Origin of the sequence: Mycobacterium sp. (genome assembly GCF_004298145.1) — a bacterium.
Taxonomy (GTDB): Bacteria; Actinomycetota; Actinomycetes; order Mycobacteriales; family Mycobacteriaceae; genus Mycobacterium.
The window spans coordinates 51,083-64,862 of the sequence record NZ_SCRH01000038.1 but is presented as its reverse complement, the minus strand read 5'-3'; the positions used below and the strand labels follow the sequence as shown (position 1 = coordinate 64,862).

Below are 13,780 nucleotides of genomic sequence, written 5' to 3'. Positions count from 1 at the left end.
GCGGGAGCGCCATGCCAACACCATCGACGTTCGACGTAACACGGGCAATACAATTCGCTCAGCTCGTCAATGCGGCCTATGGGACGTCGCCTAGCGATCTGACGAACAAGGCGGGTCAACCCCTGAGCGCCGGCGGCGTCGACTACACCGTGGTGACCACGATCTACGCGAACGATCTGGCGACCGACATGAACCCGGCGCGTGGCGCCGACGAAGTGTCCATGGGGCTGATCTGCCAGGAGGTCAAGACGGGCGACGTCGCGATCGCAATCCGTGGCACCGAGGGATGGCTGGAATGGATTCACGACGCCGACTTTCTCCAGGTGCCATGCCCGTTCCTGGCCGGCGCCGGCCACACCGAAGACGGCTTCACGAACATGTACGCGTCCCTGCGCACCGGAGCCGCGCCGGGTTCGCCGACGGTGGTCGACGCGCTCGGGACACTCCCGTTTCCGCAATCCGTTGGCTCGCTGACGGTCTGTGGGCACAGCCTGGGAGGGGCACTCGCGACACTGCTCGCTCTTGACATGGCCGCGAACACGGCGTTCACCAATCCGGCCGTTTACACCTGGGGCAGTCCACGCACCGGCGACTCGCTGTTTGCGGGCACATTCGACCAGGTCGTCAAGAACTCCTACCGCGTCGCAAACCGCTTGGACATCGTCCCCGCGTTGCCCCCGCCCATCGACTACGAGCACGTACTCAATCCGGTTGAGCTGAACCCGATCCGGTTGATTCCGCTTCCGCCCAAGGTCCTGGTGAAATACACGGTGTCGTGCGAACATTCGCTGACGACCTACCTATATCTGTTGTCGCTGCAATCCGGTGGCGCCGTGCTTGGGCTCGAAGCCGCATGCAAACCCTGATTCAGGCCATGTCGTCGAGCACCTGATAGCCGGCGTTGTACCCGGGGGTGAAGGTGATGCCCGGTCCGCCATGGCAGCCGGCGCCACCGAGGTAGAGGCCGTCGATCGGGATAGGTGAATCGAGGAAGCCTCTCGGGCCGGGCCGATTGGGGCCCATCAGGTCTGGGTGCAAGAGCCCGTGGCAGAAGTCGCCGTCGGGCGCACCGAACATGGTGTTCATGTGGTAGGGCGCGAACGTGATGTGGCGTATCACGATGTCCTTGAAGTTCGGCGCAAACCTGGTGATCTTGTCGATAACTCGTTGCGCCATCTCGTTTTTGAGGTGCCCATGTTGCTCGCGCTCGACTTCGACCGGAAAGGCGTAGGCGAACGCGCTCGCGGCGTGCTTGCCGGGCGGCGCCATGCCGGGGTCGTGTACCGACGGGATCTGCATGCCCATCGACGGGCTGGCCGGAACGATGCCCCGCCGGCAATTTTCCCAGTGCAGCTGCTGCTCCTCGGGCGACCCGAAGATGCCGACCGACTGCTGCATGCCGTCGGCGTTGAGGAACTCATACGGCGGGGCGAATTCGGGTAGCCCGTCCAGGGCGAAGTGGATCTGCACGAAGGAGGCGCGGTGGTCGCGGCCGGACACGCGCGAGATCAGCTCCGCGGGAACGTGTTCGGGTGCGATGAGCTCGGTGAGGGTGACGTCGGGTGACAGGTTGGACACCACGATCGACGCCGAGATCGTCGACCCGTCGCGCAGTCGCACGCCGGTCACCTTCTGCCGGTCGACGAGGATCTGCTCGGCCTTGGTGCGGAAACGCATCTCGCCGCCGTGCGAGATGAAGAGCTCGCGCAGGTGTTCGGTGAGTGCGCCGATGCCGCCCTTCAGCTTGGTCATCATCGCGGTGCCGCCGTCGGGCACCGCAAGCGCGAACGCCAAACATGTTGCGCTGCCCGGTGTATACGGGCCGCGGTAGGTGGAGTTGACGGCCAGGAATGCCAGCATCCCGCGCATCACCGCGTGCTTTTCCTTGTCGGGCAGATAGCGGTCGATCACGTCCATGGCCGAGCCGAACAGCATTTCGTGGATGGCCCGGCGTTCGGCGTCGTTGGTCGCGCAGGCATACATCTCGTCCAGCGTCTTGGGCGGCCGGCGTACGTCGAAGCGGCCGAGCGCCTTCGCCGGTCCCTGGCTCCAACCGATCAATTCGGCCATGCCGGTGACGGCGTCGACGCCGTGTTTCTCGCCCAGGTGCGTCATCAGTTGCATCGGGTCGCGATAGAAGATCATGGGTTCTTCACCGTGCTCACCGATGTTGGTCGACATCACCTCGGGCTCCACCGCCGGCAGCGTGTCGAGCCCGAGGTCCTTGGTGAGTTGGCTTGCCATGGGGAACTGCACCGAACCGGCGATCTCATATCGGAAGCCGTCGATCAATTCGACCGTCGCCGCCATGCCGCCGGCATAGGTGTTCGCTTCCAGGCACACCGTGCGCAGGCCCGCGCGTTGCAGTATCGCCGCGGCGGTCAGCCCGTTGTGCCCGGCCCCCACCACGATTGCGTCGTAATCGGTTGTGCTCATGACCCTCGCCTTCGTCGGGTTACCGAATGCAGAATATGTCAGTACTGACATAGTTGAAAGATGTCAGTTATGACCACTTCGGCTGGGATACGATCTCCCCTGAGATGACCGCCCCGGGCAACCGTCATGAACAACGACGACGATCGACGCATGAGGCCCTTCGCCGTGCGGCGTTGAAGAGCTTCGCCCACAAGGGTTTTGCGAATGTCACCGTCACCGAGCTGGCGCGCGAGGCCGGTGTCACCGAGCGCACCTTCTTCCGGCATTTCCCCACCAAGGAAGCCGTTCTTTTCCAGGACTACGAGACGCAGCTGGAATGGTTGGTCGCGGCGCTCGCGCAACGCCCGCCGTCCGAGTCGCTGTTCGATGCGGTGCTGGCCAGCGTCGCCGCCTTCCCACACGACCTCGAAGTGGTCCGCCAGGCCGCGAGCGCGCGCGCGGAACTGATCAGCGCCAACCGGATCGCCGGCCACCTCCGGGTGGTGCAGTCCTCGTTCGCGCGCGTGCTCACCGATTTCGTCAGGACGCGCAACCCGGAAGTGGTGGACATCGACCTGCTCGCCGAGGTCGCGGGTTCTGCGCTCGCCGCGGCCCTCGTTGCGGCAGTGGAGAATTGGGGCCGCAGGGGTTGCGCAGGCGACCTCGGTGAAGACGTGGCCGCAAGTCTGGGCCTGGTGCGCTCCGGACTGGCGCCGCTTGCCTGAGCGACCCGCACAGCTCCGGCGCGATTGTCACGCCAGCCGCTCGCATCGCGCGACCGTGTGCTGAAGTGAGTAACACCATGGCATTGCACACCCGCCTGACGGCCTTCTTGGGTATCGAGCACCCCATCCTGCTCGCGCCGATGGCGCTGGTCTCGGGGGGCCGGCTCGCGGCGGCGGTGACATCGGCGGGTGGGCTGGGCCTCATCGGCGGGGGCTATGGCGATGCCGAATGGCTGGAGCGCGAATTCGACCACGCCGGTGGGGCCAGGGTCGGATGCGGATTCATCACCTGGAGCCTGGCCCGCGACCCGGGCGTGCTCGACATCGCGCTGGCCCGGCAACCGGCGACGGTCATGTTGTCGTTCGGCGATCTGCTGCCGTTCGCCGATCGCATCCACGGGGCCGGCGTTTCGCTCTCCGCCCAGGTGCAGAACCTCGACCAGACACGCCGGGCCGTGGACGCCGGGGCGGAGGTCATCGTGGCGCAGGGCAGCGAGGCGGGCGGTCATGGAATGAGCGGGCGGTCGACCTTCACGTTGGTGCCCGAAGTCGTCGACCTCGTGGCCGAACGCTCGCCCGGCACCTTGGTGGTGGCTGCCGGCGGCATTGGCGATGGCCGCGGTTTGGCGGCTGCGCTGGCGCTGGGCGCTGACGGCGCGGTCGTGGGAACCAGGTTCTGGGCATCGGCGGAGGCGTTGGTGTCACCGCGAGCGCAGCAGCGCGCCGTGGCGGCCGACGGCGACGACACCGTACGCACCCGCGTCTATGACGTCGTGCGGCGCCTCGATTGGCCCGCCGAATACGACGCGCGGGCGCTGGGGAACGCGTTCCTGAACACCTGGCACGGTAACGAGGCCGAGCTGTCGGCGCAGCTGCCCCAAGCCGTCGCCAGCTATGAGAAGGCCGTTGCCGCAGAGGATTTCGATACCGCAGCCATATTGACCGGCGAAGCGGTGGGACGCGTCCGCGATGTGCGTCCCGCCGCTGACATCGTGGATGACATGGTCGCCGAAGCGGCACACATCCTCAACCGGGACCCCCGGGCCTAGACAGCCGAGCTGAGCGTCTGGTTTGCTCAGCTCGACACCTCATTTTTGCGGGCAGGAGTTCGCTGATGGCCCGTCTCAACGTGCCGGACGGCCCCGGTGGCGAAGCCGCCATGATCTGGACGCTACGGCCGCAGCTCGCCGGCATGGTCGAACGCATGATCCGCGGCGCCTACCAGCAGAGCATCCTGCCTCCCGACGAGCGTGAGCTGGCCAGAATGCGGATCGCACAGATCAACGATTGCGTCGCGTGCTCGGGCTTTCGCGCCCAATCGGTGCTGGATGCCGGTGTGGCACCCGAGCTGTACGACAACGTCGCCGCATATGCCAGCTACCCCGGTTACACGCCGCGTCAGCGCCTTGCCATTGAGTACGCCGAGCGCTTCGCCAACGACCACGCATCCATGAATGATGCGTTCTTCCAACGACTTCGGGATTCGTTCTCGGACGAGGAGATCCTGGATCTCACGCTGTGCGTTGCCGTCTTTCTCGGCCTGGGGCGGTCGTTGACCGTGCTGGGCGTCGACCAGTCCTGCGCCATCGACCTCTAACCACGCATCGGGAAGGAACCCATGGACATCGCCACCGTCGACGAACTGCTGAGCACCACACGGTCGGTGCGCAAACGGCTCGACCTGACCCGGCCGGTCAGCCGCGACGTGATTCTGGAGTGCATCCAGCTGGCGATGCAGGCGCCCACGGCGAGCAACACGCAGGACTGGCGTTGGCTGGTGATCACCGACGCGGACAAGCGCGCGGCCATCGCCGAGATCTACCGCAGCATCGGTGCGCAGTACCTCGCGTACGCGGCCGACAACGCGACCGACCCGCAGACGCAGCGGGTTTACCAGAGCGCGATGAGCCTGACCGAAACGCTGGCACAAGTTCCGGTGCACGTCATTCCCTGCCTCAACCAGCGCATCGACACCGCCGAACCGGGCATTGCCGCGGCGGCGTGGGCGTCGATCATCCCGGCGGGCTGGAGCTTTCTGCTGGCGCTCCGCTCGCGCGGGCTGGGATCGGTCTGGACGACGATGCATCTGTTCAAGGAGAAGGAGGTGGCCGAGCTGCTCGGCATTCCGCCCACCGTCACGCAAGCCGCGCTGTTCCCCGTCGCCTACACGATCGGCACCGACTTCCGGCCGGCCGCCCGGCCACCCGCGGCGACCATCACCTATTGGGACACCTGGGAACGGCCTGCAGGAGAAAGGTGATGCAGTCCTACACCGTGCGATTCCACATCGATGCCCCGCCGCGGAAAGTCTGGCGGGTGCTGCATCCGCCGGCGCCACCGAACGCCCCGCGCCCCCGGGTGCTCAAGTGGCCGACCGGCAGCATGGAAATCCTCAACGAGGGCAACGAAGCCGGCGAGGGACTGGTCCGCACCTGCATTTTCGAGGTGCCCAAATACCTGCTGACCGGCGGACGGGCGCGCTCGTGGGAAACCGTGACCGAAGCCGAGATCAACAAACTGTCGCGTTATGTGGCCGTCGGCGCCCCGCTGTGGTCACGCGCCGAGGGGTATCACCAGCTCGAAGAGCAGCCCGACGGAACCACCGTGCTGACGTTCCACGAGACGTACCACGCCTACAACCCGGTGCTGCGCTTCTTTCTCGAACGCCCGGTGCATGCGAAGATCTCCCGCGACAACCTCGAGACATACGAACATGCGCTCGGTTACGCGGGCCGGGTGCGACGGCTCGTTTAGGCGTTCCTTGCCGCTCTCTTCGTTTCACAACGGCATTCGGTTCGTCACCCCGGTACCCTCGATTCCTATGGGTGGAGTAGCTACTGCGGTAAGGCTGGCTGCTGCGAGCTTGACGGTCGCGGGCTGGGCCGCGTCGACGGTGGTTGCCAGCGCCGATCCGGACGAGACACGGGGGCCGGCACCGGGGCCGGCGGCGTCGCCATCGCCGGCCGCTTCGCCGTCGCCGGCGGCGCCACCAGCACCTTCAGCGTCCCCGGCGCCCGCAGGATCGCCGGGGGACGCACCGGCTCCCCCGCCGCCGGCGCCGAAAACCACCATCGACAATGACGGCATCTACGCGGTGGGGACCGACATCGTGCCCGGCATCTACAGCTCCGGCGGCCCCGTCGGCAACGGCACGTGTTACTGGAAACGGACCGGCAATCCCGACGGCACACTCATTGACAACGCAATGACCAAAAAGCCGCAGGTCGTTCAGATCGATCCGGGCGACAAGTCGTTCAAGACCTCGGGCTGCCAGCCCTGGCAACTGACTCCGGACGCGGTCCCACCCGCCCAGACGCCACCCGCGGCGGTGCAGGGCACGCTCGGCATCCTCAACAGTCTGATGGGCGGGAACGGACAGCACGCCCCGCAAGCGTCGCCGGCTCCGCAAGCACCGGCACCCGCGCCGGCCCCGCAAGCACCGGCACCCGCGCCGGCACCCCGAGCGCCGGCGGCCCCGGCCACCCCGCAAGCGCCCGCGGGCGCGCCGGCAACCCCGGTAACCCCGCAAGCCGCGCATTCCTGATCGGCCGCGCTAGCCCCCGACGCTGACCAGCGGCGGCCCGCTGCCGGCGTGTTTTCGCTACGGTGGCGCCGTGACCAGTACGCAGCAGATCGTCGTGGTCGGCGCCGGCGTGAGCGGACTGACGTCGGCCATTTGCCTGGCCGAGGCGGGCTGGCCGGTCCGGGTATGGGCGGCCACAATGCCACGGAAAACGACCTCGGCGGTGGCGGGCGCCGTCTGCGCGCCGCGGCCGATGCGGCCTAGCGGCAAAGCCGCGGAGTGGAACAAGCACTCCCTCGGGGTATTTCGCGACCTGGCCCAGCACCCGACCACGGGGGTCCTGATGGCGCCGGCGCTGATCGTCGGGGACGTCGACGCAAACCAGAAGAAACTGATTCACGACCTGCGGCCGGCAGAACCCGCCGACCTGCCGGCGGGCTTCGACTCGGGGTTTCGCGGCACGATGCCGATGATCGACATGCCGCACTATCTGGACTACCTGACCCGGCGGCTGGCAGCGGCCGGCTGCGAAATCGAAGAGCATCCCGTCCGATCCCTGGCCGAGGCCGCCGACGCCGCTGGAATCGTCGTCAACTGCGCCGGCCTCGAGGCGCGCGAACTCGCCGGGGACAACGCCGTCGAGCCGCTATTCGGACAACATGTCGTGCTGACCAATCCCGGTCTGCAACAACTGTTTCTGGACATGACGCGGGAGCCGGAATTCACCTGTTACTTCCCCCATCCGCAGCGAGTGGTGTGCGGCGGCGTGAGCATCGGCGGCCGCTATGACACCACCGCGGACCCCCAGATCACCGAACAGATCCTCGATCGCTGCCGGCGCGTCGAGCCGCGACTCACCGAAGCCGAGGTGATCGACGTCATCACCGGATTGCGTCCCCACCGTGACTCGGTGCGTGTGGAAGCCGAGCCGCTGGGGCGCGCGCGGTGCATTCACAATTACGGGCACGGCGGCAACGGCGTCACCCTGTCCTGGGGTTGCGCGCGCGACGTGGTGAGCCTGGTCGGCAGCCGCTGATCTCAGGCGCCGGTGCGGCGAATTATCAAGGACAGCAACCAACTGACGACCGACAAGACGATCGCGGCCCATATCGCGGTCCACCAGAAGTGGTCGATCTGCAGGCCCCAGTGGGTGGTGTGCTCGGTGATCCACGCGGTGATCCAGAGCATCAGCGCGTTGATGACGACATGGAACAGGCCCAGCGTCACGATGTAGAGCGGGATCGACAAGATCTGGACGACGGGCTTGATGAACGCGTTGACCAGACCAAAGATCACGGCGACGACAAAGATGATGCCGACCCGCTCCAGCTTCGTGTCGCCACCCACGAAGCTCAGGCCGTGCACGAACAGGGTGACGATCCACAACGCAAAGCCGGTCAGCGCGGCGCGCAACAGAAAAGGGCCCATGCCCCGGAATCCTGCCACCCGCCCGGCCGGGTAAGCCGGAAATCGGCGCGATCAGTTCAGGTTGTAGAAACGCTGCGCGTTGCGCCCGCCGATCTTTTCCCGGGCTTCCTCGCTGATATCAGCACGAGTTCGCAGGTACTTGGTGCTCTCCGGCCACTCGCCGTCCCAGTGCGGGTAGTCGCTGGCGAACATGATGAAATCGGCGCCCAGCACGTCGATCACCCCGGGCAGGATCGGTTCTTCCGGCTCACACGTCACCCAGATGTTGCCCGCGGCCAGATAGTCGTGCGGATCGCGACGCCAGCCGCCCTGGACCCAATCGCCGCGCTTCTCGTAATGCTCGTGCAGCCGGTCGATGAAGAACGGAACCCAGCCCGCGCCCGCTTCGAGGAAAGCGACCCGCAACTCCGGGTGGCGCTCGAAGACGCCGCCGGAGACCAAAGCGGTCATCGCGGTCATCTGGTCAAAAGGAAAACTGATGCAGTGCACCTGAATGTAATTCGTGAAACGGTCCACCCCGATCTTGGGCAGATGGATACCCGGGGCGCCATGCACGCCCAGCGGCATCCCGAGCTCGACCGCGGCGGCGTAGAACGGGTCGAGGTCGGGGTGGTCGAGGTTGCGGGTCTTGAGCGCCGGCGGCACCAAAGTCGCCACCAGCCCAAGGTCCTTGGCTTCGGTCATGACGTCGATCGCCAGCTGTCCATGCTCGATCGGAGTTACCGCGACGCCTCGTAGCCGCCCGCCCGACGAGGCGCAGTAATCGGCGATCCACTCGTTGTAGAGGCGGGCGAATCCGGCGGCGAAGTCGGGATCCTCCAGACTCGGCGCGCACAGGCCGAGGCTGGGGTACAGCACCATCGTGTCGATGTGATCGCGATCGGCGTCGCCCAGCACGCCTTCGGCCGACCGGCAGTTGATATCGGGTGCCTTACTGATCCCATGTTCGGGCGGACAGCCGGCGCCCGGCCCACGGTCCTCGGGATAGTTGCGGCCTTCGACCGTCAACCCGAGCCGCCCGTGCGTGCTGGGCCTGACATGTTCCGGCCATCGTTTGATCGCTTCGACTGCCAGCGAAGAATTTTCGGCGACATGGCCGTCGGCGTCGATGATCCGCATGTATCCGGAACTTACTCTCGGACGGTGCGTGGCGAAACAGGTCGCGCCGGCGGGCCCGGTAGGCCACGATGCTGACGTGACCACACCGAGTCCTCAACAGAAGTTGACCGCCGATCAGCGAAACTCGTTCATCGCGGCGTTGTTGGGCTGGACGATGGACGCCTTCGATTACTTCATCGTGGTGCTCGTCTACGCCGACATCGCAAAGACGTTCCACCACAGCAAGGCCGAGGTCGCGTTCGTCACCACGGCCACCCTGATCATGCGTCCCGTCGGCGCGCTGCTGTTCGGGCTGTGGGCCGACCGCGTCGGTCGGCGGCTGCCCCTGATGGTCGACGTCATGTTCTATTCCGTCGTGGGCTTCCTGTGCGCCTTCGCGCCCAACTTCACCGTGCTGGTCATCCTGCGACTGCTGTACGGCATCGGCATGGGCGGTGAATGGGGGCTTGGCGCCGCGCTCGCCATGGAGAAGGTTCCCGCCCAGCGACGCGGATTTTTCTCCGGGCTGCTGCAGGAGGGCTACGCATTCGGCTACCTGCTGGCGACCGTCGCCTCCCTGGTGGTGATGGATTGGCTCGGGCTGTCCTGGCGCTGGCTGTTCGGCCTGAGCATCGTCCCCGCCCTGATCAGCCTGGTCATTCGCTACCGGGTGGAGGAGTCCGAGGTGTGGGAGGCCGCCCAAGACCGGATGAAGCTCACCAGCACCAGAATCCGCGACGTGCTGCGCAACGGCGCGATCATCCGGCGATTCGTCTACCTGGTGTTGCTGATGACGGCCTTCAACTGGATGAGCCACGGCACACAGGATGTCTACCCCACGTTCTTGGGTGCGCACGCCAATCAAGGCCCCGGCCTGTCCAGCACGACGGTCAAGTGGATCGTGGTGGTCTACAACGTCGGCGCCATCATCGGAGGCCTGGTGTTCGGCACGCTGTCGCAGCGATGGGGTCGCCGCTACACGGTCGTCTTCTGCGCGGTTTTGGCGCTACCGGTCGTGCCGCTGTTCGCATACTCACGCAGCGCGGCCCTGCTGTGCCTGGGTTCGTTTGCGATGCAGCTCTTCGTGCAGGGCGCGTGGGGCGTGATCCCCGCCCACCTCACCGAGATGTCCCCCGACGCCATCCGCGGCCTCTACCCCGGCGTGACCTACCAACTGGGAAACCTGTTGGCGGCGTTCAATTTGCCGATCCAGGAACGTCTCGCCGAGACCCACGGCTACCCGTTTGCGTTGGCGGCGACGATCGTGCCGGTGCTGATCGCGGTCACGGTGCTGACGCTGATCGGGAAAGACGCCACGGGAATCCGCTTCGGCACGACGGAAAGCGCTTTTCTTGCAACCGAAGTGAGGTGAAGTTATTCGGTGTCGCTCAGCAAGCGCAGCAGCAGGTGCATGGCCACCGTCGTCGAGCGCTCCCGGATATCCGACCGGTTGCCGGGAAGACGCAGTGTGCGGGTATCCGTGCGGCCCGCTGAACCGGGCGGACCCACCGTCACGCTGAAACAGACCGTGCCCACCGGCTTCTCCTCCGTACCCCCACCCGGTCCGGCGATTCCGGTGATCGCGACCGCGGTGTCGGCGCCGAAGCGTTGCAGCGCGCCCGCGGCCATCGCCTCGGCCACCGGCTCGGACACCGCGCCATGCGTCTCGATCAGCGCCGGGGCGACGCCCAGCAACTCCGCTTTCGCCTCGTTCGAGTACGACACCACGCCGCCGGCCACATAGTCCGACGATCCGGGCCGGTCGGTCAGCCGCGCCGCGAGTAGCCCCGCGGTGCAGGACTCCGCCGTCGCAATCCGGTGGCCGGCCAGCAGTTGGGCAACCAGATCGTCGACGCGCGAGCCGTCCTCGGAGTAGAGCTGACGCCCGTGCCTTTCTCGCAGTAGCTTGGTGAGCCGGGCGTACGCGTCGGCGGCGTCCGGCTCGTAGCGGGTGACCATTTCGATCTCTCCCCGCCGCAGGCAGGTGGTGATCTCGAGTTGCCCGAAGCCGGGCACGACCTTTTCGGCATCGCGCAGCGTTTCGGCCAGCCCCGATTCGGGCAGCCCGAACATCCGCAGCATCTGCTGCCGATAGATGGTCCGGCCGGCGATCGCGTCCTGCGCCGCCGATGTCTGGATCGCCGTGTGCCACATCGGCTGCAGTTCGCGCGGCGGCCCCGGGAGCACGACCACGGTGGGTCTGCCGGGCACGACCACCCCGGGCGCGGTGCCAACCGGGTCGAGCACCTGCGCCCCGGCCGGAACCATCGCCTGTTTACGATTGGCGGCCCGCAAAGACTCGAAAGTGCCGGGATCCAAGGTGGATTGGAACGCGGGATTGCGCGCCATCAGCTTTTTGAGGATGTTCGCGATCTTCTCTTCGACCTCGGCGTCCAACACCAGCTCCCGCTCGCAGAAGCGCGCCACCACCTCGACGGTCATATCGTCGGCCGTGGGCCCCAGGCCGCCGCTGGTGACGATCAGGTCCACACCCTGATCAGCGAGGAAACGCAGCTGGGCCTCGATGTCGGCCGGGCGGTCGCCGCAGATCGTGATGTGCGCCAGCTCGACACCCAGCTCCAGGAGGCGATCGGCGATCCAGGGACCGTTTGCGTCTTGGACACGGCCGGTGAGGACCTCTGTTCCGGTGACAACGATGCCCGCGCGTGCGCTCACCGGGATGAGCCTACGCACGGACTGCGGGACGCTTTTGGGAGCCTAAGAGCCGATGATCGGGTTAGAGGTACTTCAGGCCGGCGTGACCAAGCTCGAAGTCGACACGATCACCGACGGGGCCGAGCGAGCGTTTCGGGCGGCGGTGCGGGCCTAGCCGTCAGAGAGGTAACGCTCGACCGAGGCGACCTTCCGCGTCATGGCGTCGGTGGCGCCGGTGCGCCAGTCGACCTTGATCACGGTACTGACCCTGGGCGCGCGGGCGGCCACAGCCTCGACCGCGCGCTGCACGACGGCCATGACTTCTTCCCACGTTTCACCCTCGATCACCGTGAACATCGAATCGGTCTTGTTGGCCAGGCCGGACTCGCGCACCACCCGAACCGCGTCGGCGACGATTTCGCCGACACCCTCGCCGACCCCCATCGGGGTGACGGAAAACGCGACGAGCACGGACACTCACCGAGCGTACCCAACCGGGTGCCGGCCGGTCTGGCAGCATCGAGGCCCATGCGGGTGTTGGTGCAACGGGTCTCGTCGGCAACGGTGTCGGTCGGCGGCGCGGTGGTGGGCGCGATCCGGCCGGATGGGCAGGGCCTGTTGGCGTTCGTCGGCGTCACCCATACCGATGATCACGACAAGGCACGGCGGCTCGCCGAGAAGCTTTGGAACCTAAGGATTCTCGCCGAGGAGCGGTCCGCGTCCGACGCCGGCGCCCCCATCCTGGTCGTCAGCCAGTTCACCCTCTACGCCGATACCGCCAAGGGCCGCCGCCCGTCATGGAATGCGGCCGCGCCGGGGGCGGTCGCCGAGCCGCTGGTGGCGGACTTCGCGGCGGTGTTGCGGGAGCTGGGCGCCGACGTACAGACCGGGGCGTTCGGCGCCAACATGCAGGTCGAGTTGGTGAACGACGGTCCCGTAACGGTGTTGCTGGAACTTTGAGACCGGCCCGCGGGTACGTTGGGAAAGCCGGCTTTTCCTGGCCGCGGCGACGGGAGGGCGACCTTGGGCGCGACACCTGAATTCGGATCGATGCGCGCCGACGATGACAACTGGGACATCGTCACCAGCGTCGGTTACACCGCGCTGCTCGTGACGGGTTGGCGGGCGCTGCATGCCGTGAGCCCGCAGCCATTGGTGCGCGACGAATACGCGAAAGTCTTCATTGCCGCCTCGCGCGACCCGTATCTGGCGGGGGTGCTCGCCAATCCGGGTAGCTCCGAGGATGAGATGGCCTTCCCGCGCCTGTACGGCGTGCAGACCCGATTCTTCGACGACTTCTTCGTCGCCTCCGCGCAGGCGGGCATCCGGCAGGCGGTGATTGTCGCCGCCGGGCTGGATTCGCGCGCGTTCCGCCTGGAATGGCCCGAGGGCACAAAGGTCTTCGAAGTCGATTTGCCGAAGGTGCTCGAATTCAAGGCACGCGTGCTCGGCGAGCAGGGCGCCGCGCCGAAGGCGCACAGAATCGCGGTCGCCGCCGATCTGCGCACCGACTGGTCGCGGCCGCTCGAGGCGGCCGGATTCGACGTCGAGAGCCCGAGCGCCTGGTCGGTGGAGGGGGTGCTCCCCTACCTGACCGACGAGGCGCAGCACGCGCTCTTCACCCGGATCAGCGGGCTCAGCGCGCCGGGCAGCCGGGTCGCGATCGGCGCACTGGGGTCGCGGCTGGACCGCGACCAGATCCACGCCTTGGAGGCGACTCACCCGGGGGTCAATGTGTCCGGCAATGTCGACTTTTCGGCGCTGACATACGAACCGCAGTCCGACCCCGCGGAGTGGCTCGCCGCGCACGGATGGGCCGTCGAACCCGTCCGCAACACGCTCGTCCTACAGGCCGGTTACGGAATGACCCCGCCGGATGTCGACGTGAAGATCGACGGTTTCATGCGGTCCCAATACATCACGGCCACCCGGTAAC

The 13,780-nt window shown here is 66.7% G+C and carries 15 protein-coding genes and 1 pseudogene; 11 read left to right on the top strand and 5 right to left on the bottom strand.

The window, feature by feature from the left end; all coding sequences use genetic code 11:
- Positions 1-11 precede the first annotated feature (11 nt).
- Positions 12-866: a lipase family protein gene (locus tag EPN51_RS13975; RefSeq protein WP_293043516.1), complete on the top strand. Its 855-nt coding sequence runs from the start codon at positions 12-14 to the stop codon at positions 864-866.
- A gap of 1 nt (position 867) precedes the next feature.
- On the opposite strand, the gene EPN51_RS13970 is transcribed toward EPN51_RS13975, so the two are convergent.
- Positions 868-2,436, bottom strand: coding sequence for an NAD(P)/FAD-dependent oxidoreductase (locus EPN51_RS13970; RefSeq protein ID WP_293043514.1), 1,569 nt, complete (start codon positions 2,434-2,436; stop codon positions 868-870).
- Between the two features lie 104 nt (positions 2,437-2,540).
- Between EPN51_RS13970 and EPN51_RS13965 the strand changes: the two genes are divergently transcribed.
- The 7 genes and pseudogenes from EPN51_RS13965 (at position 2,541) to EPN51_RS13935 (ending at position 7,699) form a co-directional block, all read left to right on the top strand.
- Complete coding sequence (locus tag EPN51_RS13965) at positions 2,541-3,140, top strand: TetR/AcrR family transcriptional regulator (RefSeq protein ID WP_293043512.1); 600 nt, start codon at positions 2,541-2,543, stop codon at positions 3,138-3,140.
- Between the two features lie 77 nt (positions 3,141-3,217).
- A complete protein-coding gene (locus tag EPN51_RS13960) occupies positions 3,218-4,189 on the top strand; it encodes a nitronate monooxygenase (RefSeq protein ID WP_293044057.1) in 972 nt (323 codons plus the stop codon).
- A gap of 65 nt (positions 4,190-4,254) precedes the next feature.
- Positions 4,255-4,737 (top strand): carboxymuconolactone decarboxylase family protein, encoded by a 483-nt coding sequence (locus tag EPN51_RS13955; RefSeq protein WP_293043510.1) that lies wholly within the window; start codon positions 4,255-4,257, stop codon positions 4,735-4,737.
- 21 nt (positions 4,738-4,758) lie between these two features.
- On the top strand, positions 4,759-5,400 hold the full coding sequence (locus tag EPN51_RS13950; RefSeq protein ID WP_293043508.1) for a nitroreductase family protein: 642 nt from the start codon (positions 4,759-4,761) through the stop codon (positions 5,398-5,400).
- Complete coding sequence (locus EPN51_RS13945; RefSeq protein WP_293043506.1) at positions 5,400-5,894, top strand: SRPBCC family protein; 495 nt, start codon at positions 5,400-5,402, stop codon at positions 5,892-5,894. Before EPN51_RS13950 ends, EPN51_RS13945 begins: the two co-directional genes overlap by 1 nt.
- A 94-nt stretch (positions 5,895-5,988) precedes the next feature.
- A pseudogene (locus EPN51_RS13940) lies at positions 5,989-6,507 on the top strand (hypothetical protein); the annotation flags it as partial.
- 247 nt (positions 6,508-6,754) lie between these two features.
- Positions 6,755-7,699: an FAD-dependent oxidoreductase gene (locus tag EPN51_RS13935; RefSeq protein WP_293043505.1), complete on the top strand. Its 945-nt coding sequence runs from the start codon at positions 6,755-6,757 to the stop codon at positions 7,697-7,699.
- Positions 7,700-7,701: 2 nt separating this feature from the next.
- Here the strand turns inward: EPN51_RS13935 and EPN51_RS13930 are convergent, their stop codons facing one another.
- Positions 7,702-8,091 (bottom strand): phage holin family protein, encoded by a 390-nt coding sequence (locus EPN51_RS13930; protein WP_293043503.1) that lies wholly within the window; start codon positions 8,089-8,091, stop codon positions 7,702-7,704.
- Positions 8,092-8,142: 51 nt separating this feature from the next.
- Positions 8,143-9,210, bottom strand: coding sequence for an amidohydrolase family protein (locus EPN51_RS13925; RefSeq protein WP_293043501.1), 1,068 nt, complete (start codon positions 9,208-9,210; stop codon positions 8,143-8,145).
- On the opposite strand from EPN51_RS13925, the gene EPN51_RS13920 reads away from it, so the two are divergent.
- A complete protein-coding gene (locus EPN51_RS13920) occupies positions 9,209-10,561 on the top strand; it encodes an MFS transporter (protein WP_293043499.1) in 1,353 nt (450 codons plus the stop codon). The two genes, EPN51_RS13925 and EPN51_RS13920, sit on opposite strands and share 2 nt — an antisense overlap.
- A gap of 2 nt (positions 10,562-10,563) precedes the next feature.
- Here EPN51_RS13920 and EPN51_RS13915 read toward each other — a convergent pair whose 3' ends face one another.
- Positions 10,564-11,871, bottom strand: a complete 1,308-nt coding sequence (locus EPN51_RS13915) for a competence/damage-inducible protein A (protein WP_293044055.1) — start codon at positions 11,869-11,871, stop codon at positions 10,564-10,566.
- A 144-nt stretch (positions 11,872-12,015) separates the two neighbouring features.
- Positions 12,016-12,321, bottom strand: a complete 306-nt coding sequence (locus EPN51_RS13910; protein WP_293043497.1) for an MTH1187 family thiamine-binding protein — start codon at positions 12,319-12,321, stop codon at positions 12,016-12,018.
- Between the two features lie 51 nt (positions 12,322-12,372).
- On the opposite strand from EPN51_RS13910, the gene dtd reads away from it, so the two are divergent.
- Together dtd and EPN51_RS13900 are read left to right on the top strand one after the other, a co-directional pair.
- A complete protein-coding gene (gene dtd / locus EPN51_RS13905) occupies positions 12,373-12,804 on the top strand; it encodes a D-aminoacyl-tRNA deacylase (RefSeq protein WP_293043495.1) in 432 nt (143 codons plus the stop codon).
- A gap of 90 nt (positions 12,805-12,894) precedes the next feature.
- Positions 12,895-13,779, top strand: coding sequence for a class I SAM-dependent methyltransferase (locus tag EPN51_RS13900; protein ID WP_293043493.1), 885 nt, complete (start codon positions 12,895-12,897; stop codon positions 13,777-13,779).
- Position 13,780 lies beyond the last annotated feature (1 nt).